The organism is Mesobacillus foraminis, assembly GCF_004340465.1.
GTDB lineage: Bacteria > Bacillota > Bacilli > Bacillales > Cytobacillaceae > Mesobacillus_B > Mesobacillus_B foraminis.
In genome coordinates this window covers 150310-175778 of the sequence record NZ_SLVV01000007.1, presented here as the reverse complement: position 1 = coordinate 175778, position 25469 = coordinate 150310, and the positions used below count along the sequence as shown (strand labels likewise).

The window sequence follows — 25469 nt, the reverse complement described above, 5'->3', positions numbered from 1 at the left end:
TAATGGTATTTTTGCTGTTTATTATAGTATAACTATTCAACAGTATCAAACAATTTTATAAAAAATAAACTTATTTGGGCGTTTTAAAATAATATAGGAGGATTCCTGCTGCTACCGCCACATTCAATGATTCACTTTTGCCATAAATCGGGATATAGAGATTTTTCGCCGTTTTCGCCAGTAATCCTGGATCTACTCCACTGCCTTCGTTGCCGACCAGCAGTGCAAACGGCCCCCCGGCAGGAACCTCGCTGAAAATGGAGGCATTCTCAAGCGCCGTACCGTAGACAGGGATTTCCTGTTGATTCAAATTATCTACCCATTCGTGAAGATCGCCAGCGATTACAGGCAAGTGAAAATGGCTTCCCTGTGCCGATCGAAGCACTTTTGGGTTGTAGATATCCACACTTCCCATCCCTATGACCACACTATCAAGACCGGCTGCATCCGCAGTCCTGATCATGGTCCCCAGATTGCCTGGATCCTGAACAGAATCGATAAGCAAAAATGACTCTCCGGATTTGATGTCAAAAGCCGGCTGGCGGCAAATGGCAAATATCCCCTGAGTCGTTTCAGTATCAGCCAGCATGCCGGCAATCTCTTCAGTTACCGTTACGACAGGGACTGCTCCATAATCGAAGGTTTGAGGCATCTCAATCGTCTCGCTAACGATGATTGTTTCAACGTCCGCTTCGCTCTTGAGGGCTTCTTCAACTAGGTGAAAACCTTCTATGATAAATGTTTTTGACTTGTTTCTTTCTTTTCTGGACAGCAGTTTTTTCCACTGCTTGACCATCGGGTTCGCCGCAGATTGAATATATTTCAACAAGGACACTCCTTCTAGTGAATGATCAATTTTCTTATTATAACGCAAAATAAATACATAATAAAACCAATATTGTTTATCCTAACGGTAGTTAACAAAAGAAAGGAGTTTGTATTGATGAATCTGAACCTTCGCCATGCTATTATTCAAAATGTTTCCGGGAATACACAGGATGAACTCAAGGATACCATAGTGGACGCAATCCAGAATGGAGAGGAAAAGATGCTTCCTGGTCTCGGTGTCCTTTTTGAAGTTATCTGGCAAAATGCTTCTGCCAGTGATCAGCAGGAAATGCTTCAAATGCTCCAAGACGGGCTTAAAAATAAGTAAGGACGAATCCTCCATTGCTGGAGGATTTTTCATTTCCGCGATATGGTATTAAAAAATGGAGCCGCACTTGCGGCTCCATTCCCTATTCATACGTAATTCTGTCTACAGTTTCTTTATCAAGACGTTTAATCACTTCAACAATCAGCTTTACCGCATTCTCATAATCGTCACGATGGAGCATCGCTGCATGGGAATGGATATAACGAGTGGCAATGGTAATGGAAAGGGATGGCACTCCTCTGTTTGATGTATGGATTGCTCCTGAATCCGTTCCGCCTCCTGGCAGGGCATCGAACTGGTACGGAATCTTTAATTCATCCGCCACATCTGTTACAAATTCGCGCAGCCCTTTATGGGAAACCATACTGGCATCATATAAAATGATTTGCGGGCCATCGCCCATTTTACCCATTGCTTCTTTATTGGAAACACCCGGGGTATCTCCCGCAATTCCAACATCCACTCCAAAGGCGATGTCAGGCTGAATCAACTGTGCAGAAGTACGGGCACCGCGAAGGCCTACCTCTTCCTGGATGGTTCCAACGCCATAAACAATATTCTCATGCTTCTCATTCTTCAGCTGCCTCATGACATCAATGGCTATGGCACAGCCAATCCGGTTATCCCAGGCTTTGGCAAGGAGCATTTTTTCATTGTTCATGACGGTAAATTCAAAATAAGGGACCACCATGTCTCCCGGCCGAACTCCCCACTCTTCAGCTTCTTCTTTGCTTACCGCTCCAATATCAATGAACATGTCTTTAATTTCAACAGGCTTTTTCCTTGCCTCTGGGGAAAGGATGTGAGGGGGCTTGGAACCAATAACGCCTGTCACGTCCCCTTTGCGGGTTACAACTGTTACTCTTTGGGCCAGCATAACCTGGGACCACCAGCCACCAACTGTCTGAAAACGAAGGAATCCTTTCTCATCAATGTTCGTAACCATGAATCCAACTTCATCCAGATGGCCGGCCACCATGATTTTAGGACCGTTTTCTCCCTGTTTCGCAATCAGGCTTCCAAGGCCGTCTGTTGTAACTTCATCTGCATATGGAGCTATGTATTTCGTCATTACTTCGCGCACTTCTCGTTCATTGCCAGGAATTCCTCTGGCATCTGTCAAATCTTTCAGCATTGTCAGGGTTTCATCCAATTTCGCCATTATTTCGACTCCCTTAATAATTAGTAGTGACTTCATTATACAAAAACAGATTCCGAAAGTACAAAGTTACCTTAATACCCTTTTCTCTGTCTTTCATAATTTACTTCATTTTTCTCTATATATGCCTGTTCAATATCCTCAGGAGTAAAACCTAACATTTTTCCAAGCTCCATATAGGAGGAAAACAAGTAATGGTACTGTTTCTCTGCTTTAGTCAATTGAAAGCTCGTTACAGCTCCATAAACGACGAGAAACTGTTCATATACGGAATGGTTTGACAGTGTCACGCCGTTCCCGTATTCCGGTGCGGTAAAACTGCACTCTATTCCCAGTGATAAAATAAAATGAATTCCATCCACAAATTCTTCTAAAATGATCTGTCTTTCCGAGGGTGCTTTCGTACTCCAGAATTTAAAGCATCTTGTTTCATTCGCAAGTTCCCCCAGCTCTACCAATAATGCCAGTATTTTGCGGCCAAATAAATCTTCACTAGCCAGGCCGTGCTTTTCCTCAATATGGCGATCAAGATTTTTTTGCATGGTAAACAGCTTTTCTGTGTTCATCATCTTCCTCCTGTTCTATATAAAATTATAATTCAATTTACAATAAGTTGAAACTATTCAGGGAAGTAACACGTAGATTAGGAAAATGAGTAATGGAGGAACCTTTATGCTATGGATTTTGCGCCTCATTCTATTTGCCTCTATTATTTTCCTGCTATACCGCACTGTGAGGTATTTGCTTCATCCAAAAAGAAAGCTGGAACTTGCCCACGAACAAAAGCGCTTTTTTTTATTGGACGACCAGGAAAATGTCCGGAAGAATTTCCTGGTGACTTATAAAGGGGTCATGTTTGAGGGGGAAAAGTATTTAGGGACCACAGAATATGCGTTTGAAGTCGTCTCCATTTTTATGTGGCCTAAAAATTCTGCTGCTTTAAAAGGGTTGTCTTACGAAGACTTTTTGGTCATTGAAAATGAAATTCATGAACTTTATCCTGGCGCTGCCATCAGCTGGAAAAGTCCAGTAAAGGAATTCATGGAGAAACAGCCTGAATTATAGGGCAGTAAAAAACACCGCCTGAAAATGGAGATTATCAGGCGGTGTTTTTTAGTATAGAAGATTCATAATGTAGACAAAGACAGCAAAGTTGATGACTGCCAGGGCCGGAAATCCCAGTCTGAACTGCAGATGCCTGGTTTTGTGGCGAAAGAACTGCATTCCGATCGTCATCCCGGCAGCAGCACCAAACAGGGCAGTCAGCCACAGAGTTTTCTCGCTTATTCTATAGCGGCCTTTCACTGCCCGATTTTTATCGCTCCCCATTAGATAAAAACCGTAGCCATTCAGTAAGAGCATTCCGAGGATCCATACATATAACCCTTCCACTTGTCTCTTCCCTCCTATAAGAAAAAGCCATTCCCGCTAGAGAATGGCCTTTATCTATTATTACTTGTTGTATTGTGCTTTAGCAGCATTTGCTAGTTCAGTGAATGCTTGTGCATCGCTGATAGCAAGCTCAGCAAGCATTTTGCGGTTCACTTCGATGCCAGCAAGCTTTAAGCCATGCATTAAACGGCTGTAAGAAAGACCGTTCATGCGTGCTGCCGCGTTGATACGAGTGATCCAAAGCTTACGGAAGTCGCGCTTTTTCTGGCGACGGTCACGGAATGCATATTGCAGAGATTTCATGACCTGCTGGTTAGCTACTTTATATAATGTATGTTTTGAACCATAATAACCTTTTGCTAATTTAATTACCTTTTTACGACGCTTACGCGTAACTGTACCGCCTTTAACACGTGGCATGTAATTTCCCTCCTATATAAATCGAGATACCTCGAGATTACTTAATGTTGTCTAATAGATGACGGATACGCTTGAAATCGCCTGAAGAAACGACTGCTCCTTTGCGAAGCTTACGCTTTTGTTTCTGGGATTTGTTAGCGAACATATGGCTTGTATAAGCATGGGAACGCTTAAGCTTGCCTGATCCAGTTTTCTTGAAACGCTTTGCAGCGCCGCGGTGAGTTTTCATTTTTGGCATTAGGGACTTCCTCCTCGTTACTTGTCGTTTTTAGGGGCTAAAACCAGGAACATGCTACGTCCGTCCATTTTAGGATGGGATTCAACAGTAGCAACTTCCTTGCACGCTGCTGAAAAACGGTCCAATACACGCTGGCCGATTTCCTTATGCGTGATCGCACGACCTTTGAAACGGATCGATGCTTTTACTTTATCGCCTTTTTCGAGAAACTTGATGGCATTGCGAAGCTTCGTATTGAAGTCATGCTCATCAATTGTCGGGCTGAGGCGCACCTCTTTAATGTTGATGATTTTTTGATTTTTACGTGCTTCTTTGTCTTTCTTTTGCTGCTCGAATTTAAATTTTCCATAGTCCATGATCCGGGCTACAGGTGGTTTCGCATTCGGTGCCACAAGGACAACATCAAGATTCACACGAGAAGCGATCTCAAGCGCTTCAATTTTTGATTTAATTCCTAGCTGATCGCCATTTTGGTCAATGAGACGAACTTCACGGGCACGGATGCCCTCGTTCAACAGCATGTCTTTGCTAATAGTCAGCCACCTCCAGGTTATATAAGAATACTATGTTTGGGTAAAGAATATCGCATGCTATAGTACCAGCCCCTCACGCTGATCCACTACAGCTGAACACATTTTTCGCAATAAAAAAGTGTGGGCTTATACACCCACACTTTACGAAACCATACCAAATTAATAGTCGTTTACGTAATACCTGCCAACTGCTTTTTGCGTCGACCAGGTGAGAAGCGGGTGCTTCTTCTTTCCACAAACCGTATTCAATTCTACCTTTGTAACTATATCACAACGTGAATACTATGTCAAACGATTCACTAGGTTTTCCTGCAACGTTTAGTATTGTAACCTATCCTGAACAAAGACGCAATACCTTTTAGTTATTTTTTAGCATCTTTCCGGAAAGCATCGAGAAATTCTACAAAGCTGACTGTTTCCGACTTTTGTTCTCCATACTTACGGACATTGACAGCATTGTCTTCAATCTCCTTGTCACCGACAACCAGCATATAAGGGATTTTCTTCATCTGTGCCTCACGGATTTTATAACCGATCTTTTCATCCCGGCTGTCCATTTCAACGCGGAATCCGGCTGCCTTTAATTTATCCTGGACCTCCTTGGCATAATCAAAATGCACATCAGGTGACACAGGGATAACCTGAGCCTGGACCGGAGCAAGCCATGTTGGGAATGCACCTTTATATTCTTCGATAAGGAAGGCAACAAACCGTTCCATTGTCGAAACGACACCTCGGTGAATGACGACTGGCCGATGCTGTTTCCCATCTTCCCCTACATAAGTCAGGTCGAAACGCTCCGGCAGCAAGAAGTCGAGCTGTACAGTCGATAAAGTCTCGTCTTTTCCAAGTGCAGTCTTAACCTGGACATCAAGCTTTGGACCATAGAAAGCTGCTTCCCCTTCAGCTTCAAAGTAATCATGGCCCATCTCATCCATGGCTTCCTTGAGCATGCTTTGAGCTTTCTCCCACATTTCATCATCATCATAATACTTTTCCTTGTCCTCGGGGTCCCGATAGGACAAACGGAAAGAGTAATCGTTTAAATCGAAGTCTTTATAAACTTCAAGCACCAGTTCAACCACCCGTTTGAATTCTTCCTTGATTTGATCAGGACGGACGAAGATATGGGCGTCATTTAATGTCATCCCGCGAACCCGCTGCAACCCGGAAAGAGCTCCGGACATTTCATAGCGGTGCATGGTACCAAGCTCTGCAATCCGGATTGGCAATTCCCTGTAGCTATGGATTCCGTTCTTATAAATCATCATATGGTGCGGGCAGTTCATCGGACGCAGCACCAATTGTTCGTTGTCCATATCCATTACCGGGAACATATCTTCCTGATAGTGGTCCCAGTGGCCGGAGGTTTTATAGAGATCCACACTTCCCATGATTGGGGTATAAACGTGATCATAGCCAAGGCTGACTTCCTTATCCACAATATAGCGTTCGATGATCCTGCGGATGGTAGCACCTTTTGGAAGCCACATCGGCAATCCCTGTCCTACCTTCTGGGCATTGGTAAATAAATTCAGCTCTTTCCCAATCTTTCGATGGTCACGCTCTTTTGCTTCTTCAAGCAGGCGAAGGTGTTCTTTCAATTCATCCTTTTTAAAGAATGCTGTCCCGTAAATACGCTGAAGCATTTTATTGTCGCTGTTTCCGCGCCAATAAGCACCTGCGATATTCAATAGCTTGAATTCTTTAATCTTCCCGGTTGACGGTACATGAACGCCCCGGCAAAGATCAAAGAAATCGCCTTGCTCGTAAATAGTGACGGCTTCATCTGACGGAATGGCCTCAATTAATTCAAGCTTGTATTCGTCCCCAACTTCTTTATAAAGCTGGATGGCCTCTTCACGGCTGACTTCCTTCCGGATGATGTCAAGATTTTCATTTACAATCTTTGCCATCTCTTTTTCGATTAAGGGCAAATCTTCGGGTGTGAGGGACTGTTCCAAATCAATATCATAATAAAAGCCGCCTTCAATGACAGGGCCCACTCCAAGCTTGACGTTTTTATATAAACGTTTGATTGCTTGAGCCATGAGATGGGCCGTGCTGTGGCGAAGGACTTCGAGAGCCTCCTCCCGATCCGAAGTAATGATTTCAATGGCTCCATCTGTTTCAATCGGCCGCCTTAAATCATACATTTCTCCATTGACCTTGCCGGCAATCGACTTCTTCTTTAACCCTGGGCTGATGGATGCTGCGATGTCTTCAATGGTTGTACCGGCAGGGAACTCTTTTACTGCTCCGTCGGGGAATGATATTTTGATGATATCTGCCATAATGTCTGCCTCCTGATAGTTCGAGAATCTCCGGACAGTGATTTAGCCTGTCCTGGCGAACTTCTTTCCAATTTTTTGTTAAAAAAATGCAAAAAAACCCGTCCTTAAGAAAGGGACGAGTTTGATTCCACGTGGTTCCACCCAATTTCCCGTTTAAAATAAAACATGTTAAAAACGGCTTGGTTGAGATAACGGCGGCTGCCGTCAGCAGTTATAAACCCTAAGGTGTTCACAGCTGAAGTTCAGAGGTGGTAAGCTCAATCTCTGGTGCTGGGAAGGTTTCAGCCTTGCCTTCCCTCTCTGGAAACCCATCAAGATAGCCCATGTCCTCATCATTACATTTGCTTGATTCACTTATTATGTAGGTTATTATAGTTTGTAATCTTTTGAAAATCAAGTGGGCTATTGGACTTTTTCATTTGAATGTCCATTATTCCTTTGAAATGCCTTAAGAGGGCACAATTTCACACGTTCCTCGAATATATTTCCAATCGTCCTGACAAGCGGCTGCTCTGGCTCGTCGGTATATAAATAGATGGTTGAAGGTGCCATCGAGAGGAGGGGAGCAATTGTCACCGAATCCACGTAGACAGGGTGGTTCCCCAAAAGTTTGCGGTCAATCCCCTTAACAAGTTCGCTTCGTTTGATCTCCATAAAATCAGAATCAAAAAAGACCGTCTCATTGTCCAGTTTTAAATGTACATGCTCGTGCAGCGGGGTTCTGCCGCATAGAAACTCTCTTAAGGTTTGAATGAACATTTGATAGTCCTGCTCCAGTTTGTATTCATCAATGGCTATTTCCACAAAACTCCGGAGCACATCCAGAAACGGCTTTAGCCGGAACATCACAAACGAGTCAAATGAAAAGCTGATGCTTCCCTTAAAGATCTCATTGATTGCTTCCAGTACATATCCTTTTTCATCCGGACCGGTCACAAATGAGGCTAGATCTTCCCGATGCCCTTCAATAACCGAATATATAATGTCGAGGATCTGGTCCTGCTCGCCTGTATCCTGATAGAAAAAACGCTCCGATAAAATTCCCCTGAACCAGTCATCACGTTTTTTTATGACTATGAACTCATAAACGCCTTCCTTGATTGTATAAAAAGCCTCTTTCGGCAAATCATCTGTATGGATTCTGAGTTTCTTTCGCTCTTCGTCAAAAAGGATTTTTCCGGTTTGAGCCGGGAAAGCCGACAACCGTTCCATTATATGCCTGTACATACAACGGCCATCCCAGTCTTTTTGGAAGATGATTTCAATCAACCATATCCCCCCTCATGTTAAAATCTCCTGATTTAATATATGGGGGACCCGCTCAATTTAGAAGCACCTGGACGTACACAGTCTCATTTTCCTTAAAATAATTATTTTCCAGAGAAAAAGCCGCATCCCTAAGGCCTGCGGCTTTTGCTTATACTCTTCGATTCTTCCCTTCTACTTTGACCGGTGTTGCCAGATATTTAATTCTTTCAAGAATCCGGGCGGCTTTCAGCTGCTCTTCCTCGCCTCGCTGGCTATGGGTTAAATGGTGGGCGAGGCCCTCCATGTCAAAATTTGAAGTAAAGAAGGTCGGAAGGTTTTCCATCATCCTGAATTGAAGCACAGGGCCCAGTATCTCATCCCTTGCCCAGCTGCTCATTGTTTCAGCCCCTATATCATCAAGCATTAGCACAGGCGCCTTTTTGATAACCTCCAGCTTTTCGTTCACTGAATTATTTCCAATTGCGTTTTTCATTTCCCTGAACAGCTCAGGCACATATACAAGGAGAGAACTAACCTGTCTTTTGGCCAATTCGTTAGCAACAGCGCCCAGCAAATAGGATTTGCCCGTCCCGAAAGGCCCGTGGAGGAACAGCCCTTTCTGTCTTTCGCCTGGCTGGTAGTTCTTTACAAAGTCCCTTGCCATTTTGATTGCAGTGAACCTTCCCTTGTCATCGAGCTCGATATCTCCCAGGGAAGCCTTCAGAATTTCTTTGGGCACAAATAAACTTCCAATCAATCGTTCGTTTTTCTGTTTTTCATCATGCATTATTTTCTTGGCACAGCGGTCATATTTCACATCTATGAAGCTGCCGTTAAAAACCAGAATGGGTTCATATCCCTGAATCATATTTTTACAGGTGTCCAGACTGCTGCACTGGCCGCAGCCCCTGCTTTGATTGGTGAACTCATATAGCTTCATGAGGCTTTTATCAAGAATCTCGCTGGTAATCTGCCCTTCGTGCTCCCGCAAAAAATCGTTCACATAAGGGTCTTCAAGCACTTTTTCTTTAATGGCCTCGTAACGTTTCTTGAAGCTCTGATTATTGGCAAGTTTTCTTAGCGTATCATTTATGTTTTGCACAGCTGTCACCTCCCTTGTTTAAATTCCTTCAGTTCTTCTTCAAGCTTCTTCTTTTCCTGTTCAAAATCAAAATCATCTTCATTATTATTGTCAATGGGTGCAGGACCTGCTTTCTGTTCAAACCAATCCGGCAGGACTTCCTTTCGAATCGTTTTTCCCTTTGATGCAGCAGGACGTGTTTTTTTCTCCTCAGCCCATTGCAAGTATTGGCGATGTTCTTTTTTTGCCAGTTCCATTGCATCCTTGGCGGTCTTTATTTGCTTCCTGGCCCAATGGCCGGCAATTTTATCGATATAGCCTTTATTTAGCTTCATATCCGTTTTGAGCATAACATACTCAATCAAAACATTCACGACTCCAGGCTGAAGCTTCTGTTTAAACATCACATCCTCAATGATCTGGAGATCGGTTTTGGAAGGAGAGGCTCCTTCTGACAAATCGAGCAGGTACTGCCGCGGAGAAGTTGTTTCCAGGTAATAAATGAGCTCGTCTTCCTTTGTTTTAGGTGGATCGGCCGCGCCCCTCAGCTGGACAGGCTGCATGCGGTCAATCAGCTGCGGAAGCTGGTCCTGATGCTCAAACTGGTACCAGTCACGAGCGGCTTTCCTAAGCTCTTCAATATCAATATCATTTTCCGCAGTCAGTGCACTCAAAACAATATTCTTCATTTGTATTGCATCAATCCCATAAAGGAAGGAAAGATTGCTGATAGCCTCTCTTACCTTAACCGTCATCGCTTTATTCGGAACCAGTGATTCCTTTAAACCAGCGGAAAGAAGTTCAAAATTAAAGTTGGCCGGCTCAATTTGAATTTCAGAGGGTTCCTTGCGGCCGATGAAAACCTGGCCGTTATCTGGTTCAAGATCTGGACCTGTATCACTATGGTATTGGTATGCATCCGGTGACATGGAAGAAAAAACATCGGGAAACGCCCGGGTCACTTCCTCGTATCCTTTTTGATGCCCGGCAGCCTTGTCGCTGAAAAAACGCTTTAGACGCGCAAACTGATTTTTCCCGACTTTACGGTATAAATATATATTTAAAATTCCATCAAGGAAAAATTGTTCCGGAGTCAACGGCGGCTGGAGTGAATAGATAAAGGACCTCTGCTCATCCCCATTTTTCACATATGTTTTAAGGAGCCCCATTGCTTCAAGCTTCAGCCTCGCATGGTAAATATCCTTTAAATTCATATCCAGAATGCTCATTAATCCGTGATGGGACATTGGAGCGGACCAAAGACGGTTTTCCTCCAGTTCTGTCCAGAGAGTCATGTACAGACTTAAGCAGACTGGACCAATCAGCGGCTGATATAAAAATGTCAGCACCTTCCGGTCATATTCATGCAAAATGCCGCTCGAGGATACCACATATTGATCAACAGGCAGCAACTCCTGCCAATGATTTGCCATTTCCTTCATACCTTTCTTCAAGCAAAATTAGGAGGGACCTGCCATATAAAGCCTGATGCAAACTGCATCCCAAAGCTTTTCGGCAAGTTAAAAAAGAGCCAAGGTTTACCCTTCAGCTCCATCAGGATTGCTCTTTCTTGATCAGTTCCTTTAATTCATCTATAAAGACATTAATATCTTTGAATTGGCGGTAAACAGACGCAAATCTTACATATGCTACTTCATCCACCTTTGCCAGCCTGTCCATCACCATCTCGCCAATGTCTTCACTTCTGACTTCCGAAATCCCATGGTGACGAAGTTCTTTTTCCACTTCCGAAACGATATCCTCAAGCTCCTTCAGGGCTACAGGACGCTTTTCACACGCTTTAATCAGGCCCCTCAACAGCTTTTCCCTGTTAAACTCCTCTCTCGTTCCCTCTTTTTTCACAACGATCAAAGGGATATCTTCAACTTTCTCAAAAGTAGTGAATCGATACGAACATGCTTCGCATTCCCTTCTACGGCGTATCGATCTGCCTTCATCAACCGGACGTGAATCAAGGACGCGGGTCGAATTGTTATTGCAAGTTGGACATTTCATATCACTTTCTCAGCTCCGGACTTCTCGAATATGTGAACTTTTCACCTTTAATTCTTCAATTTTAATTCTTGCCTCTGTTTATATCTTATTAAAAAGCAAAGCCCTGTACAAGCAGCAGGACTATGCCTTTCCTGTCTTTCCTGCACCAATGTAGGTATGAGCCTGCCCAAGTTTTTCATACAAGCGCAAAACTTCCTTTTTTAATACCGGTCCTGCTCCGGTAATGGAAAATCTTTCAGTTGACAGGTGAAAATCGACTGCAGTTTGGTAAGGCTTCACAGTAATAATGGTTGCAATCAGGAAGATTGGGAATCCAGAATTGATTTCAGCTGAAATTTCACCGTGATCCTTGGAAACACTCGTGATTTTATAAGATTGCCCCTCTTGAAGAATTTGCTCAACCGACTGAAACATTTGATTAAAATTGGCTTTATAATACCTGGTTCTCAGCTCTTCATCCCAATGGGTTTCGTTAGTCTCGCATTGTTTCCTGTATCTTGTTGCGATTGATCGAAAAAAAGACATGCTTTTGTTCCCCCGTTAAATATATTTACTTTAAATATATACGAAAAAGAGGTGTATTTCTACACCTCTCGTTAAATGGTTATATTTTTTATAACGCTTTCGCTTGTCCCTGTTTTATTTGGACCGGTCCCATACCCCGGGGCAATTCAATGTTTTCCCTAGTCTGGGCACACAAAGCTTCAGCAATGTAATCAGCTGCAACATTGGGATCTAGATGGCCGCATGTATAAACATCAATGCTGGCATATCCATGTTCCGGGAAGCTGTGTATAGTTAGATGGGATTCTGAAATAATGACAACTCCACTTACTCCTTGTGGCGCAAATTTATGAAATGCGACTTCCCGCACTTCAGCACCTGACTTTAATGCCGCCCCAACAAAAGTTTTCTCAATAAAATCCATATCATTTAACTTATCAAAATCGCATCCCCATAACTCGGAAATAACGTGACGTCCCATAGTTTCCATATTCATTTCCCCCTTGTACTTATTTAGCTACAAAAATGAAATTCTCATTTCCAATGGTATATAACTACCACGGGGGAAAGTTAGTCCTGAGAGGTCCTAACCCTTTAAGCAGCTAATGTTTACCTTAATGAAGAAGTTCACGATGACTAGTATACTTGCTTTATATTTGTTTTGCAACATAGCGTTTTATCATTTTGGAAACCCGATTTCCCCCTTAATCTGTAAAAAAAACTAGTTCTCGAGGTCATAAACGGGCGATTAAAGGTAACCTGTGTCAAGCTCACTGTAAACGTAAAAAATCCTGCCAAAACAGGCAGGACGGGAATTCATTGTTGTCTGCTAGGTTAACCGACTTTCACCTTTTCTACAAGAAACATATCGTGGGCAACGCGTTTCGCCAGATCAGCCACTCTGCAGGAATAACCCCATTCATTGTCATACCAAGCCAGGATCTTTACCTTATTGGTACCAATTACCATGGTTGAAAGCCCATCAATAATCGCGGAATGCTGGTTTGTATTAAAGTCGGTTGAAACGAGCGGCTCTGCACAAATATCAAGTATACCCTTTAGCGTACCGCGGGATGCCGCCAGGAAAGCTTCGTTAATCTCCTCCGCGGTCACCTCACGCTTCAGGTCTGCCACCAAGTCAACAAGCGATACATTAGGGGTTGGTACCCTTAAAGCCATGCCATGCAGCTTGCCCTTCAAATGAGGAAGCACCTTTGAGAGCGCCTTCGCAGCACCTGTCGAAGTCGGAATAATAGATTGACCGCATGAACGTGCCCTTCTCAAATCCTTATGCGGATTGTCGATATTGTTCTGGTCATTGGTAAATGAATGGATTGTTGTCATTAACCCATTTAGGATTCCAAACTGTTCGTCAAGCACTTTGACAACCGGAGCCAGACAATTGGTGGTACATGAGGCGTTTGAGATAATATCGTGTTCCTGCAAATTTAAAGCTTCCTCATTTACTCCCATCACAATCGTTACATCCTCATCTTTCCCAGGGGCTGTCAGAATCACTTTTTTTGCACCAGCATTCAAATGGAGTCCGGCCTTTTCACGTGAGTTAAATTTCCCTGTAGCCTCAATGACCAGATCAATCCTTAAACTCTTCCATGGTAGCTCCTGGGGATTTCGATTACTTAACAGTAATACCTTCTTTCCATTTATGATCAAGGCGTTGTCGTCAACAGTTATATCTCCTTCAAACTTCCCATGGGTAGAATCATATTTTAAGAGATGTGCTAACGTTTCTGCCGGGTAGCTTGCGTTGATCGCGACAATCTCAAGGTCATTTTCAAGAATAGCCTTCCTGAATACCATTCTCCCAATTCTTCCGAACCCGTTAATCGCAACTCTTGCCTTCATAATTATGGCCCCTTTCATATTAACGTTATTCAAAACCACCTTTTAATACGATTAGTATAACACTTTTGTTTATTTTGGCGATAATAAAACATACTTATTTTAAAATATATTGCTATACAGTCCATTATTCCTAAAAAAAGAGAACCTTATTCGGCTCTCTCTACGTCCCACTTATCTAAAATTTGTTTTAATTGCCTCCCAGTTTCTTCAACGCTCCCGTTATTATCGATCACATAGTCCGCAAGCTTTATCTTGTCCTTAAGAGGCATTTGGGAGCTTATCCGTGCACGTGCTTCTTCCTCACTAAGACCATTACGTTTCATTAATCTCTGCAGCTGGGTTGATTCATCGACATATACCAGGATTACTTTGTCAGCCATGTATTGGAGGTTGCTTTCAAACAGCAGAGGAATATCAAGGACAATGACGGCTTCCCCCTCCTTCTCAGCCTGTTCTTTTTTTGCAAGCATCCTGTTCCTGACGGAAGGGTGCACAAAGGAATTTAGTGCCTGCCTCTTCTCATCGTTATTGAAAACAATGGCTCCGAGCTTTGCCCGGTTAATCGAACCATCCTGGTGAAGAATCTCGTCTCCAAAATATTGGACTATGTCATTGTATGCTTTTTCTCCTTTTTCAACTGCAAGCCTGGCCTCAATGTCGGCATCAATCACTGTAATTCCCATCTGTGCAAACATCTTAGATACAGTGCTCTTTCCGCTTGCAATACCGCCGGTCAATCCTATTGTTAACGACATATTTCAATCCTTTCCGCTTAGAGTTTAAAAATCCCAACAATTATTAACAGCAATCCTGGCAGGAAGCTTAGCTTTTGTACCCAGCTGTAGCCCGAGAACAGGATTCCGATCTTCATCCCGCCATATACAAAAATCGAGCTCATGAGCGATGCAGCAATGGCAAGCGAGATCGCTGAAAAGCCGAGCATAGCAGCTCCAATTCCAGCCCCAAACGCATCAAGGGACAAAGCCATCCCAAGCATAATCGCTTCGATTCCTGTAATCGTTCCTGAGCGGTCAAAATCGGCTGACATGGGCTTCTTCAGGATGTTAATGACAATACCCAGCGATTGTATTTCAAAATTGATCAAGATCCGCTCATCATCCTCGGTTTGTCCGGTTCTTTCGGGACGGAAAAACTGATATAAGACCCAGGCTCCAATAAGGATTAATAAGAGACCGCCGATTTTCTCGGTCCAATGCCCCGGCAGCACTCTCTCCAGAAAATGCCCGATCGTCATTGCAATCATCAGAACCCCTGCTGAACAAATGGCCACCGTGAGTATGGATTTTAACGGTATTTTTACATTCCTGAGCCCATACGTGAACCCTACGCTAAAACTGTCAAGACTGACAGCGAAAGCAAGTAAAAGCAGTGATGCAAACTGAACCATGAATAAGCTCCCTCCTGTCAATCGCTACATTAGTATATGGAAGAAGCCTATCCAAGGTTAAGCGGGAATCGAAACTGCCTGAACAGAAATATCTACCCATAGTTTACCATAATGGGAGGAAAATCAATAAGCAACAAAACAAACCGCCTTTAGGAATAAAGGCGGCCGATGTCAAAACAAAATCCATTTACTTACTTGTCTTCCAGAAGTTCAATCACTAACTCCGCATTTGCTGAAAGGCTTTCCTTAGCATTAGCAGAGATTTTACTCTGCTGCGATTTCTGATTGAGCTGATCAACATATTTGTTCATGAATTTAACAGCACTTTTAACAGATCCTTTATTCAAGTGGTGCTCGGCCTGTTTATGAGAGTTTGTTAACTGGGATAACAAAGCACCCTTCAGTTCACCTCTTGCTGCAAATACATCCATTTGGTCTTCAAGATCACCCATTACATCCTCAACTGTTTTTGGCGGTTCAGGCTGCTGTTCTTTCCCAGCAACAATACGGCCTTCTACCGCGGTTGAAACAGGGCTGTGCTTTTCAATATATTCTGCTGTAATCTCATAATCTACAATCAGCAGTTCATTGATGCGTCCTTCATCCTTGGCAGTTTTAAACATGGTATAGCCGTCGCCGCCATCCGCTGTAAACGCATTTGTTGCCACAGTATAAGTTTTCACAAGGTCAATCGGCTCGAAACCGTTATCTGTCTGAACTTCCACAGACCATACTCGGTCATAGGCAGGTTTTGCCGGATCATATTTAAACTTTACCCCAGAAACTTGCAGGAAGGCACCTGCCGCATTTTCCACATTGCTTACGCTGTGTTCCAAAGCTTCATAGATTTCTTTGCCGGTGAGGTCGAGAGTTACCAGGAGGTTCCCAAATGGCTGTACAGTTAATATTTCTCCAAGAGTTACATCGCCCTGGTCAATCGATGCCCGGATTCCGCCGCCATTTTGGAGGGCGATCACCGTTTCAGGAACCATTGTTTTGGCCTTTTCCAGCATGGCATCAGTGATCAGGTTTCCGAGATTGGTTTCTTTTGTCCTTACATTGGCACGCTCACCATCAAGAGGAACATCCGACCTGCCTACAACGGTTTGTTTCAATTCTTCCAATGGCTGAGACAGTTCCGTCACTCTAGCTTTCACACTTGCATTTTCTTCAAAGTTTGCCAGATCGAGAAGTTCGCCTTCATTTGCTGTTACAACACCATTTTCATCAAATGTGACATCCACAACCCCTAAATATTTTAGGTATTCATTTGCCTGAACGAGGACGGTTGGCTCCTCTTTTTCAATAACTTCGGGCGCAGCAAGGGTCGTGTGGCTATGGCCGCCGACAATCACGTCAATTCCTTCCACTTCAGTGGCTAGCTCTTTGTCCGGTCCATAGCCAAGATGAGAAAGAGCGACAATTTTATTCACACCTTTGGCTTCAAGAGCAGCGACCGTCTGTGCAGCTTTATCCGCTGCATCCTCGAACACTACATGCTCAGAAGGACTGGCAAGGAAGGCTGTATCCGGAGTGGTTAACCCAAAAATCCCTACTTGCTCTCCATCCACTTCTTTAATAATCGCAGGATAGATGGCGCCTCCTTCAGCTTCAGCACTGATTTCGTTCCTGTACAGCGGACCGAGTTCTGGATCATTGGCGACATTGACATTTGCACTTAGCATCGGAAATTCCATTTCATTAATAAAATCAGCTAAAATAGCTGAACCTTTATCGAATTCATGGTTTCCAAATGTCATAGCATCGTAGCCCAGTAGATTCATAAATTCTAAATCAGCTTTTCCAAGATATTGATTAAAATACAGCGTTCCTGAAAATACGTCTCCAGCATCCAAAAGGAGTGCATCCGGATGTTGGGCACGCACTTCATCTACAGCTGTGAACAATCTAGGGTACTGGTCAACATGAGCATGTGAATCATTAACATGCATGATGGATAGCTCGTACGGCTCCTTCTCAGCATTAAAATCAAATTGTGAAACGACAGCATCATGGTCACTGACTCGTCCATGGTGATCCATGAATTGTGAATTCAAATGAACGATGTCAGTTTCGGCTCCAGCAGCCATGTTGTTTGTTGCGAGGATATGGTCGAGCACTTGTGCATTTCCCTGATAATTATAAGTGTAGCGTTCTGCCAAAGGGACTGTTTCTACTAAGTTTTGCAGAACATCACCTTTTAAGGCGGTGATTGGCTTGGAGAATTCAAAGTCATTTAAATCCCCTAAAACAACTACATTTGCATCGTCATTGTCGGCCAAAATGTCGGTCACGAATCCGTTCACGATTTTGGCAATTTCAATCCTCTGTACTTCACTGCCCAGGACTGGCGGCTGATGTTTGCCAAAGATCGCCTGGTCTCCACCCTTGGAATTGAAGTGGTTGGCAATGACAATCACTTCTTCACCATTGAAAGTAAATTCTGCAGCCAATGGCTTCCGGCTGGATTCAAATACTGAATTTGTTGGATCAATTCGACCAGGATTAAGTGTTAATGAACCATTTTGATACGCAACAGCTTCAGTTGCCGAGCCTTTTGGAGCTTCATTCAAGCTAACCCGTTCAGGATTAAAGAGGAATCCTACGCGGATGTTACCGCCTGGCTGGCCTCCGTCCTGCTTATTTTCAGGTGCAATATCTGTCCATGAATAGGCTGGCCCGCCGTTCGCTTTAATCGCTTTGATTAGCCCTTCGTAGTTTGCGGAGGCATCCACTGTTCCACTGTCTTTTGAACCGTCGTTATCCTGTACCTCCACCAGTCCAATGATATCCGGGGTTTTAAGATTAGCCACAATCGATGCCGCAATCTTGTTCATTTTCGCTTCATCTAATGCAGTAAAGTTTTCAACATTGTAGCTCGCAACCGTCAGCTTGTCCTCTGCTTTTTCAAGCTCAAGCACCTCGCGTTCATTGCTTCCTTCAAGCAGCTTGGGAAGCTCGGAGGATTGCGTCAAAATTTTAAAGTTGCTGAAGCTGTAGGAAACAACCCCTGTAACCGTGCCATTAAATTGATCACCTGTTTTGGCAACGAAATTACGGTCTTCCGTCAGAATGTGCATTCTTTCGGGATTTGAGGTCTCGGCAGTAAGAATGGTCCCCCCCGCATCCGTATAAGGCTTCCCTTCAACCTGTCCCAGGATCACAGGGATCTCCCCATACTTTTGTGGTCCAACAACGGTTGGCTTTTCCAGCGCAACTCGCATTCCTTCAAGGCTTTCATAAAAATCAATTCCATCTTCGCCTGGATCAAAGCTTCCAAATTGGTCATTGTCCACCACTTGTGCTGGGATGGAATCTTTATCTAAAATCACTGGTTCAGGCAGTTCCTGTTCGCAGGCTTGCCTTGAAACGGCCCCGGTCTGCGCATTGATTTCTGTCATGGCAAGATCCGTTTCTAGCTTTTCGTCATACCCATCAAGAACCCATTCTTTTACAAGTCCATTTACCAGCACCTGGTCTCCGACTCTTACATTGTGTACAGGTTTATAGACAAGAATCCCTTCGGACGTATTCGGATTATCATCTGGGCTAAGGCTCTGCATATAAAAATTACTTGCATTCACGACATGTGTGACAATGCCCTCAACACCTTTTACTTTCTGATCTTTGTATGGAGAGTTATGACCTTCCCCCTGGATATCATGGATGCCAAGTCCTGCCGTTCCATCATATTCTGGCAGTTCCACTGGTTCACAATTATCGTTTGCATCTCCAGCAAAGTTTATGGCAGTAGGACTCTTTAAACCAGGAACGGTAAAATAAGCAGCTAAAGTTCCAGTTACAAGGATTTCTTTTCCTAAGTTCCCTGGATTAGATTGAAGATTAAAGGCATCGCGGAGTCCCCCAGATGGCAGCTGAACCGGCAGGATCTTTGCCGGATCTCTTTCATCCGGACTGTCAGCAATCGCTATATTAGTAGCTCCATCAAAAGGTCCGGCAAACTGATAGCTCCTAGTGCCTTTGGTATATCCAACAATATATCCCTTTACGGTAGCACTCCCCGAGTTATTCTCAATAGCTTCAGCAACTGTGAGTGGCTCAGCGGCGCTGGCCTTCGGTATAAAAGGAATGATATAGCTCGCGGCGAGTATTAATACTGCGGTTACAATACACCATTGTCTTTTTAAAATTTTCAATGCCCATTTCCTCCTGCATATTCATTTTAGTTTGGTGTCATCCTTGCTAGAGCTTGTACAAAGTCTGAAATGGCAAACCTGGTCTGGACATTAATATAACCCGTATTCTGCCCAGGTTAAGCTATCCTTTACTGTACAGCCTCCCTTCACCCTGTTTTTTGTCGCCCCCGACGTTATTTCTTCACAAAACGATCACTTGCTTTCTACATTTTAGGATAAAAATAAACACAGTTCTATCCATTTTCCGATTGTTTACATAATTATTACTATTTTCACAACTTTTTTCCTAATCGTAAATTCCTGCTAAGGAAAAAGAATCATGTAAATAGTCACAAAAAAAAAGACCCTTGCATGCAAGAGTCTTCTTTTTCAGTTTAGCTTTGGCAATTGGGGCAAAAGTGGGTTCCACGGCCGCCAACAACAATTTTTTCGAGTTCCGTCCCACATACTTTACATGGCTCGTTTTTTCTTCCATATACATTTAACTCCAATTGGAACATGCCAATCTGCCCTTGGGAATTAATATAAGAACGAATTGTGCTGCCGCCTTTTTCAACTGCCTCGGCCAAGGTCTTGACTATTTCTGAATGCAGCAAGGCAATCTCCTCATCAGATAATGAAGATGCCACCCGCTCAGGATGGATTCTGGCCCTAAACAAAGCTTCGTCCACATAAATGTTGCCTAGCCCGACTAGTACCTTTTGATCAAGCAGAGCCGGCTTGACCTTTCTGTTCGTTTTTCGTAATTTTTCTGTCAGTCCCCGCAGCGTAAAAGTGTCCGAGAATGGTTCAGGGCCGAGCCCGGCCAAAGGAGGCTCGTCAAATTCAGTCCCCTTTTCATAAAGATGAAAGGTCCCAAATTTGCGGACATCTTTATAGCGCAGTTCCGTGCCATCTGTAAAATGGAAAATGGCATGAGTATGTTTTTCTAAAGGAAGTTCTCCAGAATAGACACCATACTTGCCTTCCATCCTTAGATGGGAAACAAGAGCATACTTTTCTGTGTAAAAAATAAGAAATTTTCCCCTCCTGCCCATTTCCAAGATCGTCTGGCCGCGGAGAGCATCGGAAAATTGTTCCGTTATTTCGGGCTTCTTGACCATTTTGGGCCAAAAAATGGAGACATCCTTGATTTCTTTACCAATAACAAGGGTTTCAAGCGTTTTTCTGACTGTTTCTACTTCAGGAAGTTCTGGCAAGCTGTTCCCCTCCGTGTTTTACTTTGCATCAAACCAGGTTGGACCATAAGCATAATCCACTTTTAATGGAACCTTTAATTCCACGGCATGCTCCATTACATCTGGCACGATTTCCTTCAACTTTTCAATTTCATCCTCCGGTGCTTCAAAGATCAGTTCATCATGGACCTGCAAGAGCAGCCTGGTTTGAAGACCTTCTGCTTTAAGCCGGTCTGCCATTTCAATCATTGCTTTCTTTATGATATCTGCTGCACTTCCCTGGATAGGGGTATTCATTGCAGTCCGTTCAGCAAAGCTTCTGACATTGAAGTTTCGAGCGGTAATTTCAGGTATATAGCGCCTTCGTTGGAGCAGCGTAGAGACATACCCTTTTAGTTTGGCATCCTGAACGATTTCATCCATATAATCTTTTACACCAGGGTAGCTCTTTAAATAGCGGTCAATAAATTCACCCGCTTCTTTCCTTGTAATTCCGAGACTTTGAGAGAGCCCATAATCACTGATTCCGTATACAATTCCAAAATTGACCGCCTTGGCATGTCTGCGCATATTCGATGTTACTTCATCAGCCTTAACATGAAATACCTCCATCGCTGTCTTGGTATGAATGTCCAGGTCTTCTTGAAATGCCTCAATCAATTTCTCATCTCCGGCGATATGGGCAAGCACTCTTAATTCAATTTGAGAATAATCGGCTGCAAATATGACCCAGCCTTCTTCTGATGGAACAAAAGCCTGGCGGATTCGCCTTCCTTCTTCAAGCCTGATAGGAATGTTTTGCAGATTTGGATCTGTTGAGCTTAAACGGCCTGTCTGGGTAAGCGCCTGGTTAAAGCGTGTGTGCACCTTGTCCGTCTTGGGATTGACAACCTTCTGCAGGCCCTCGATATAGGTTGATTGCAGCTTCCCAAGCTGGCGATAATGCAGGATTTCCTGAATGATTTCATGTTTTGGTGCCAGTTGCTCCAAAACATCCGCACTGGTGGAATAACCCGTTTTTGTTTTTTTCAGCGGCGGCAGTCCGAGCTTCTCAAAGAGAATGACACCCAGTTGTTTAGGAGAATTAATATTAAAGCTTTCGCCTGCGTGGCGGTAAATTTCTTTTTCGATTTGCTCCAGCTGCCCGCTTATCTCACTGCCCATTTTGCGGAGCCTGTCCATATCAAGCTTTACCCCAAGGAATTCCATGTCGGCAAGTACGAGAGATAGAGGCATTTCCAGTTCACCGAACAGCGCATACTGCTCATTTTTGTGCAATTCCTCTGACAATTTGTCTTTAAGTTCGAAAATGGCGAGGGCTTTTCGCGCGAGATGCTCCGCAAGTTTTTCGTCTTCAGGAATATGGCGTTTGGCCCCTTTCCCATAAAAGGCTTCATCTGACTGAAGCTGCGGGTATCCATGCAGCCTGGCTACCGCTGCCAGATCATCTGCAGACTCGGAGGGATTAATAATATAGGAAGCGAGGAACACATCAAAATCCGCTCCTTTTAAATGGATGCCTTTGTGGCGAAGAGATACCTCCGACCGCTTGGCATCAAAAACGGTCTTTTTCCTGGTCTCATCCTCTGCCCACTGTTTAAAAGCCTCCGATTTTATAGCTCTGTCTGCTGGCAAATAAAAACTTCCTTTTGAATTGGCAACCGAGAAGCCGATAATCTCGGCATAATGATAGTTATCTTCGAGAATCTCAACATAAAAAGCACTATCCTCTGTAAACAGGTCCTCAGTAATTTCCTCAGGAATCATAAAATCAATCTCGTCAAGCTCTGTATCTTCAGACAATTCCTCGGATCCAATTTTATCCAAAAGCGAATTAAAGCCGAGTTCTTTAAAGATTTTCACGAGCTCTTCCGTTTGATATCCCTCATATTCAAGCTCCGAGAGCTCCAGCTTGACTGGGGCTTCGCGGGTTATCGTGGCCAGCTTCTTGCTCATCACTGCCTGGTCTTTATACTCCCGCAGCTTTTCCTGAAGTTTTTTCCCGCTTACCTGTTCCAGCGATTCAAGCAGGTTTTCAAGTGTGCCAAATTCCTTCAACAGCTTAATTGCCGTTTTTTCTCCAACACCGGGAACCCCCGGAATGTTATCGGAGGCATCACCCATAAGCCCCTTCATATCAACAATCTGATCGGCCACCAATCCATATTTTTCTTTTATATGTTCTGGTGTATAATTTTCAATTTCCGTTATTCCTTTTTTCGTTATGCTTACTGTCGTGCTTTCTGAACTTAGCTGAGTTAAATCCTTGTCTCCCGAAATGACCTTTACCTCAAAACCGTCATTCTCCGCCAAGGTTGATAAGGTTCCTATAATGTCATCCGCTTCAAAGTTTTCCAGTTCATATCGCGGGACACCATACGCTTTCAGCAGCTCACGGATAAACGGAAATTGTTCAGAAAGCTCCGGTGGTGTCTTTTGTCTTCCGCCCTTATATTCAGTGAAGGTGGCATGCCTGAAGGTTGTTTTTCCGGCATCGAAGGCAACAAGCATATGGGTGGGCTTTTCATCCTCAAGTATCCGCATCAGCATCATTGTAAAACCATAAACGGCATTCGTATGTACACCCTTCTCATTATTCAATAATGGAAGCGCAAAAAAAGCACGGTAAGCAATACTGTTTCCATCTATAAGAACAAGTTTTTTAGCCATAGTCTCCTCCTTATTGTTCTGCCAAAATAAGACCGTTATTTTCTCCCTATATTCTAACATGAGAAATAATAGAAAGAAAAATAACGGTCTTTTTTTAAGCTCAGGAGAATCTCCCTATTAGCTTTTTATTCTGTGTATCCCATCAGTAGCCTCGCATAAGGGGAATCCGAAGGCAGAACGATTACAGTATCACCATTGATCGTTTGTTTATAGGACTCCAGGGTGCGGAACAGTGAATAAAATTCCTCATCTTTTGAAAAGGCCTCATTATAAATTTTGGCCGCCTGCCCTTCTCCTTCCCCCCGGATTTTCTCGGCATCCGCTTTTGCCTTTGCGAGGATTTCACTCACCTCTCTATCCGTTTTAGCCTCAATACGATTTTTATCAGCATCTCCTTTTGATAAGTATTCCTGAGCGGTAGAATGACGTTCGGAAATCATCCTCGTAAAAACGGATTTTTCATTTTCCTCAGGAAGATCTGTACGTTTCATCCGGACATCTGTAACCGAAATCCCGTAGTTGTCATTTTGAAGCAAATCATTTACCTGGTCGGTTACCCTGTCATTCAATGAACCTCTGGACGATTTTTCGTCATTTATGATTTCATCATAGTTTAATTGGCCGAGTTCTGTCCGGATGACGGAATAGATAAACTCTTCCATCCGTGATTCCGCCGCTTCAACCGTACGGGCATTGGAAATCATCTTTTTAGGGTCCTCGATTTTCCATATTGCATAGTTATCAATCAAAATACGTTTTTTATCTCTTGTGTTGATTTCGGCCTGGGAGACATTATAGGTCATTTGGTACTTTGGCAATGTCGTTACACTTTGGATAAAAGGAATTTTATAGGATAACCCGGGTTCACTTTCAATTCTTACTACTTCCCCAAACTGACGGACTACTTTAAATTCCCCTTCTCTGACAATGAATAGATTAGTAGCTATGAAGACGAACAGAGCAATCAGGACAATAAAGAAAATGCCCATTTTTGTGTACTTGCGCCAGCTGAAATGATTTTTTCCTCTTTCATTCATATTGATAATATTTTCATCAGCCATTCTTTTCTTTGCCCCCTTCTGTGTTCTCGCTGCTCCCTTCTGTATTTTCGCTGTTCCCTTCTCCCCCTGTTTGCGGCTGAGCCTTTTCAAGCGGGCGGATCGGGAAGTATTTGAGAGTGTTGCCTTCATCATTCATAATGTATATTTCAGACCCCGGAAGTACTTGTTCCAGAGTTTCAATAATAAGCCGCTGTCTCGTGATTTCAGGGCTATTTTTGTATTGACTGTACAATTCATTAAATACTGCGACGTCTCCGCGAGCCCTTTCAACCCTGGCAGCCTTATCACCTTGTGCCCTGGAGATAAGCGCATCTTTCTCCCCTTGGGCTTCATTGATTTTTTGGTTTCTGTATTTATTGGCTTCGTTGATTTTCGTATTCATTGTCTCCCTGGCATCTGTTACGTCTGTAAATGCCTTTCTCACATCACTGTTAGGAAGTTCAACATCCTGTAGCTTGACTGCCAGAATCGATATGCCAATATCATACTTTTCAATTAAATGTGCTAGAAGCTCCCTCACTTCAGCCTCAATCTCTGCCTTACCTGATGTTAGAGCATCATCAATTTTTGAATTTCCGATAATGCTTCTGACTGAAGCGGAGGTTGCATCATATAAAATTTCTTTCGGATCACTTGAATTAAATAAATATTTCTCCGGGTCAGTTATTTTCCATTGAACAACCATGTCGGCAAGGACAATGTTTTCATCCCCTGTAATCATTTTCGTTTCATCAGGAAACTCTTTTATCTCCCCATCCTCCTGCTGATAACCAAACTGGAGGCTGAAAGTTTCCTTTGATAGCTTTTCTACACTTTGGATTGGCCAAGGCAGCTTAAAATGAAGCCCAGGTTCATTAATCCCATCCTCAACTTTTCCGAATGTCAGAATGACTGCCTGTTCGGATTCATCCACTGTATACCAGGTAGTGAAGGCGACCAGTCCCAGGAAAACAGTCAGGATCACTGCTCCCGTGATGATATACACTTTCCTTAAACTCATCATTTACACCCCTTCTTTCTGTTTTCTCTATAGCGTTAATACGGTAAATGCGGCTGAAAGGTTTCAATAAAATGGAAACAAAGAAAAA

Annotated in this window: 25 protein-coding genes and 1 other annotated feature; of the genes, 2 read left to right on the top strand and 23 right to left on the bottom strand. The window is 43.4% G+C overall.

Features of this window, described 5'->3' with window-relative positions; all coding sequences use genetic code 11:
* Nucleotides 1-70: 70 nt before the first annotated feature.
* Nucleotides 71-826, bottom strand: coding sequence for a TrmH family RNA methyltransferase (locus EV146_RS14085; RefSeq protein WP_132007302.1), 756 nt, complete (start codon nucleotides 824-826; stop codon nucleotides 71-73).
* Nucleotides 827-943: 117 nt separating this feature from the next.
* On the opposite strand from EV146_RS14085, the gene sspI reads away from it, so the two are divergent.
* Nucleotides 944-1156, top strand: a complete 213-nt coding sequence (sspI, locus tag EV146_RS14080; RefSeq protein ID WP_132007299.1) for a small acid-soluble spore protein SspI — start codon at nucleotides 944-946, stop codon at nucleotides 1154-1156.
* Nucleotides 1157-1238: 82 nt separating this feature from the next.
* Here the strand turns inward: sspI and EV146_RS14075 are convergent, their stop codons facing one another.
* Together EV146_RS14075 and EV146_RS14070 are read right to left on the bottom strand one after the other, a co-directional pair.
* Complete coding sequence (locus EV146_RS14075; protein ID WP_132007296.1) at nucleotides 1239-2318, bottom strand: M42 family metallopeptidase; 1080 nt, start codon at nucleotides 2316-2318, stop codon at nucleotides 1239-1241.
* Between the two features lie 71 nt (nucleotides 2319-2389).
* Complete coding sequence (locus EV146_RS14070; RefSeq protein WP_132007684.1) at nucleotides 2390-2881, bottom strand: dUTP diphosphatase; 492 nt, start codon at nucleotides 2879-2881, stop codon at nucleotides 2390-2392.
* A 106-nt stretch (nucleotides 2882-2987) separates the two neighbouring features.
* Between EV146_RS14070 and EV146_RS14065 the strand changes: the two genes are divergently transcribed.
* Nucleotides 2988-3380: a sigma-w pathway protein ysdB gene (locus EV146_RS14065; protein WP_132007293.1), complete on the top strand. Its 393-nt coding sequence runs from the start codon at nucleotides 2988-2990 to the stop codon at nucleotides 3378-3380.
* A 48-nt stretch (nucleotides 3381-3428) separates the two neighbouring features.
* Here EV146_RS14065 and EV146_RS14060 read toward each other — a convergent pair whose 3' ends face one another.
* From EV146_RS14060 to hflK, 20 genes are all read right to left on the bottom strand, one after another.
* Nucleotides 3429-3707 carry a DUF1294 domain-containing protein gene (locus tag EV146_RS14060; RefSeq protein WP_309136098.1) on the bottom strand — a complete coding sequence of 93 codons (279 nt, stop codon included), beginning with the start codon at nucleotides 3705-3707 and terminating at the stop codon, nucleotides 3429-3431.
* A 60-nt stretch (nucleotides 3708-3767) separates the two neighbouring features.
* Nucleotides 3768-4127, bottom strand: a complete 360-nt coding sequence (gene rplT / locus EV146_RS14055) for a 50S ribosomal protein L20 (protein ID WP_132007290.1) — start codon at nucleotides 4125-4127, stop codon at nucleotides 3768-3770.
* Between the two features lie 37 nt (nucleotides 4128-4164).
* Nucleotides 4165-4365, bottom strand: coding sequence for a 50S ribosomal protein L35 (gene rpmI, locus EV146_RS14050; RefSeq protein ID WP_121611476.1), 201 nt, complete (start codon nucleotides 4363-4365; stop codon nucleotides 4165-4167).
* A gap of 17 nt (nucleotides 4366-4382) precedes the next feature.
* On the bottom strand, nucleotides 4383-4886 hold the full coding sequence (gene infC, locus EV146_RS14045; RefSeq protein WP_121611475.1) for a translation initiation factor IF-3: 504 nt from the start codon (nucleotides 4884-4886) through the stop codon (nucleotides 4383-4385).
* A gap of 118 nt (nucleotides 4887-5004) precedes the next feature.
* Nucleotides 5005-5135, bottom strand: a sequence feature (ribosomal protein L20 leader region).
* A 125-nt stretch (nucleotides 5136-5260) separates the two neighbouring features.
* Entirely contained in the window at nucleotides 5261-7192 is a 1932-nt protein-coding gene (gene thrS, locus EV146_RS14040; RefSeq protein WP_132007287.1) for a threonine--tRNA ligase, read from the bottom strand.
* A 229-nt stretch (nucleotides 7193-7421) separates the two neighbouring features.
* Nucleotides 7422-7589 carry a hypothetical protein gene (locus tag EV146_RS27590; RefSeq protein ID WP_199232685.1) on the bottom strand — a complete coding sequence of 56 codons (168 nt, stop codon included), beginning with the start codon at nucleotides 7587-7589 and terminating at the stop codon, nucleotides 7422-7424.
* Between the two features lie 5 nt (nucleotides 7590-7594).
* Nucleotides 7595-8461 carry a sporulation protein YtxC gene (ytxC, locus tag EV146_RS14035; protein WP_241993918.1) on the bottom strand — a complete coding sequence of 289 codons (867 nt, stop codon included), beginning with the start codon at nucleotides 8459-8461 and terminating at the stop codon, nucleotides 7595-7597.
* Between the two features lie 148 nt (nucleotides 8462-8609).
* Entirely contained in the window at nucleotides 8610-9542 is a 933-nt protein-coding gene (gene dnaI / locus EV146_RS14030; protein WP_121611473.1) for a primosomal protein DnaI, read from the bottom strand.
* Between the two features lie 5 nt (nucleotides 9543-9547).
* Nucleotides 9548-10954 carry a replication initiation and membrane attachment family protein gene (locus EV146_RS14025; RefSeq protein ID WP_132007284.1) on the bottom strand — a complete coding sequence of 469 codons (1407 nt, stop codon included), beginning with the start codon at nucleotides 10952-10954 and terminating at the stop codon, nucleotides 9548-9550.
* 121 nt (nucleotides 10955-11075) lie between these two features.
* Entirely contained in the window at nucleotides 11076-11537 is a 462-nt protein-coding gene (gene nrdR / locus EV146_RS14020) for a transcriptional regulator NrdR (RefSeq protein WP_121611472.1), read from the bottom strand.
* Nucleotides 11538-11657: 120 nt separating this feature from the next.
* Complete coding sequence (locus EV146_RS14015; protein ID WP_121611471.1) at nucleotides 11658-12062, bottom strand: hypothetical protein; 405 nt, start codon at nucleotides 12060-12062, stop codon at nucleotides 11658-11660.
* 88 nt (nucleotides 12063-12150) lie between these two features.
* Nucleotides 12151-12531: an adenosylmethionine decarboxylase gene (speD, locus tag EV146_RS14010; protein ID WP_132007281.1), complete on the bottom strand. Its 381-nt coding sequence runs from the start codon at nucleotides 12529-12531 to the stop codon at nucleotides 12151-12153.
* Nucleotides 12532-12875: 344 nt separating this feature from the next.
* Entirely contained in the window at nucleotides 12876-13907 is a 1032-nt protein-coding gene (locus EV146_RS14005) for a glyceraldehyde-3-phosphate dehydrogenase (protein ID WP_132007278.1), read from the bottom strand.
* 146 nt (nucleotides 13908-14053) lie between these two features.
* Nucleotides 14054-14662 (bottom strand): dephospho-CoA kinase, encoded by a 609-nt coding sequence (gene coaE, locus EV146_RS14000; RefSeq protein ID WP_132007275.1) that lies wholly within the window; start codon nucleotides 14660-14662, stop codon nucleotides 14054-14056.
* Nucleotides 14663-14679: 17 nt separating this feature from the next.
* Nucleotides 14680-15315 (bottom strand): sporulation membrane protein YtaF, encoded by a 636-nt coding sequence (gene ytaF / locus EV146_RS13995; protein WP_132007272.1) that lies wholly within the window; start codon nucleotides 15313-15315, stop codon nucleotides 14680-14682.
* Between the two features lie 191 nt (nucleotides 15316-15506).
* A complete protein-coding gene (locus EV146_RS13990; protein ID WP_132007269.1) occupies nucleotides 15507-19472 on the bottom strand; it encodes a 5'-nucleotidase C-terminal domain-containing protein in 3966 nt (1321 codons plus the stop codon).
* Nucleotides 19473-19846: 374 nt separating this feature from the next.
* The gene (mutM, locus tag EV146_RS13985) at nucleotides 19847-20671 is read right to left on the bottom strand and encodes a DNA-formamidopyrimidine glycosylase (RefSeq protein WP_132007266.1); all 825 of its coding nucleotides are present in this window, start codon (nucleotides 20669-20671) and stop codon (nucleotides 19847-19849) included.
* An 18-nt stretch (nucleotides 20672-20689) separates the two neighbouring features.
* On the bottom strand, nucleotides 20690-23320 hold the full coding sequence (polA, locus tag EV146_RS13980; protein ID WP_132007263.1) for a DNA polymerase I: 2631 nt from the start codon (nucleotides 23318-23320) through the stop codon (nucleotides 20690-20692).
* A gap of 125 nt (nucleotides 23321-23445) precedes the next feature.
* Complete coding sequence (hflC, locus tag EV146_RS13975; protein ID WP_132007258.1) at nucleotides 23446-24381, bottom strand: protease modulator HflC; 936 nt, start codon at nucleotides 24379-24381, stop codon at nucleotides 23446-23448.
* Nucleotides 24374-25384, bottom strand: a complete 1011-nt coding sequence (hflK, locus tag EV146_RS13970) for an FtsH protease activity modulator HflK (protein ID WP_132007255.1) — start codon at nucleotides 25382-25384, stop codon at nucleotides 24374-24376. Before hflK ends, hflC begins: the two co-directional genes overlap by 8 nt.
* Nucleotides 25385-25469 lie beyond the last annotated feature (85 nt).

Excerpts from the sequence above, each read along its gene's own strand:
- sspI (WP_132007299.1), top strand. The coding sequence starts at position 944 with ATGAATCTGAACCTTCGCCATGCTATTATTCAAAATGTTTCCGGGAAT.
- thrS (WP_132007287.1), bottom strand. The coding sequence starts at position 7,192 with ATGGCAGATATCATCAAAATATCATTCCCCGACGGAGCAGTAAAAGAG.
- EV146_RS14075 (WP_132007296.1), bottom strand. The coding sequence starts at position 2,318 with ATGGCGAAATTGGATGAAACCCTGACAATGCTGAAAGATTTGACAGAT.
- polA (WP_132007263.1), bottom strand. The coding sequence starts at position 23,320 with ATGGCTAAAAAACTTGTTCTTATAGATGGAAACAGTATTGCTTACCGT.
- rpmI (WP_121611476.1), bottom strand. The coding sequence starts at position 4,365 with ATGCCAAAAATGAAAACTCACCGCGGCGCTGCAAAGCGTTTCAAGAAA.
- speD (WP_132007281.1), bottom strand. The coding sequence starts at position 12,531 with ATGGAAACTATGGGACGTCACGTTATTTCCGAGTTATGGGGATGCGAT.
- hflC (WP_132007258.1), bottom strand. The coding sequence starts at position 24,381 with ATGGCTGATGAAAATATTATCAATATGAATGAAAGAGGAAAAAATCAT.
- rplT (WP_132007290.1), bottom strand. The coding sequence starts at position 4,127 with ATGCCACGTGTTAAAGGCGGTACAGTTACGCGTAAGCGTCGTAAAAAG.
- EV146_RS14015 (WP_121611471.1), bottom strand. The coding sequence starts at position 12,062 with ATGTCTTTTTTTCGATCAATCGCAACAAGATACAGGAAACAATGCGAG.
- ytaF (WP_132007272.1), bottom strand. The coding sequence starts at position 15,315 with ATGGTTCAGTTTGCATCACTGCTTTTACTTGCTTTCGCTGTCAGTCTT.
- hflK (WP_132007255.1), bottom strand. The coding sequence starts at position 25,384 with ATGATGAGTTTAAGGAAAGTGTATATCATCACGGGAGCAGTGATCCTG.
- EV146_RS14005 (WP_132007278.1), bottom strand. The coding sequence starts at position 13,907 with ATGAAGGCAAGAGTTGCGATTAACGGGTTCGGAAGAATTGGGAGAATG.
- EV146_RS14065 (WP_132007293.1), top strand. The coding sequence starts at position 2,988 with ATGCTATGGATTTTGCGCCTCATTCTATTTGCCTCTATTATTTTCCTG.
- EV146_RS14070 (WP_132007684.1), bottom strand. The coding sequence starts at position 2,881 with ATGAACACAGAAAAGCTGTTTACCATGCAAAAAAATCTTGATCGCCAT.
- coaE (WP_132007275.1), bottom strand. The coding sequence starts at position 14,662 with ATGTCGTTAACAATAGGATTGACCGGCGGTATTGCAAGCGGAAAGAGC.
- infC (WP_121611475.1), bottom strand. The coding sequence starts at position 4,886 with ATGCTGTTGAACGAGGGCATCCGTGCCCGTGAAGTTCGTCTCATTGAC.
- EV146_RS14025 (WP_132007284.1), bottom strand. The coding sequence starts at position 10,954 with ATGGCAAATCATTGGCAGGAGTTGCTGCCTGTTGATCAATATGTGGTA.
- nrdR (WP_121611472.1), bottom strand. The coding sequence starts at position 11,537 with ATGAAATGTCCAACTTGCAATAACAATTCGACCCGCGTCCTTGATTCA.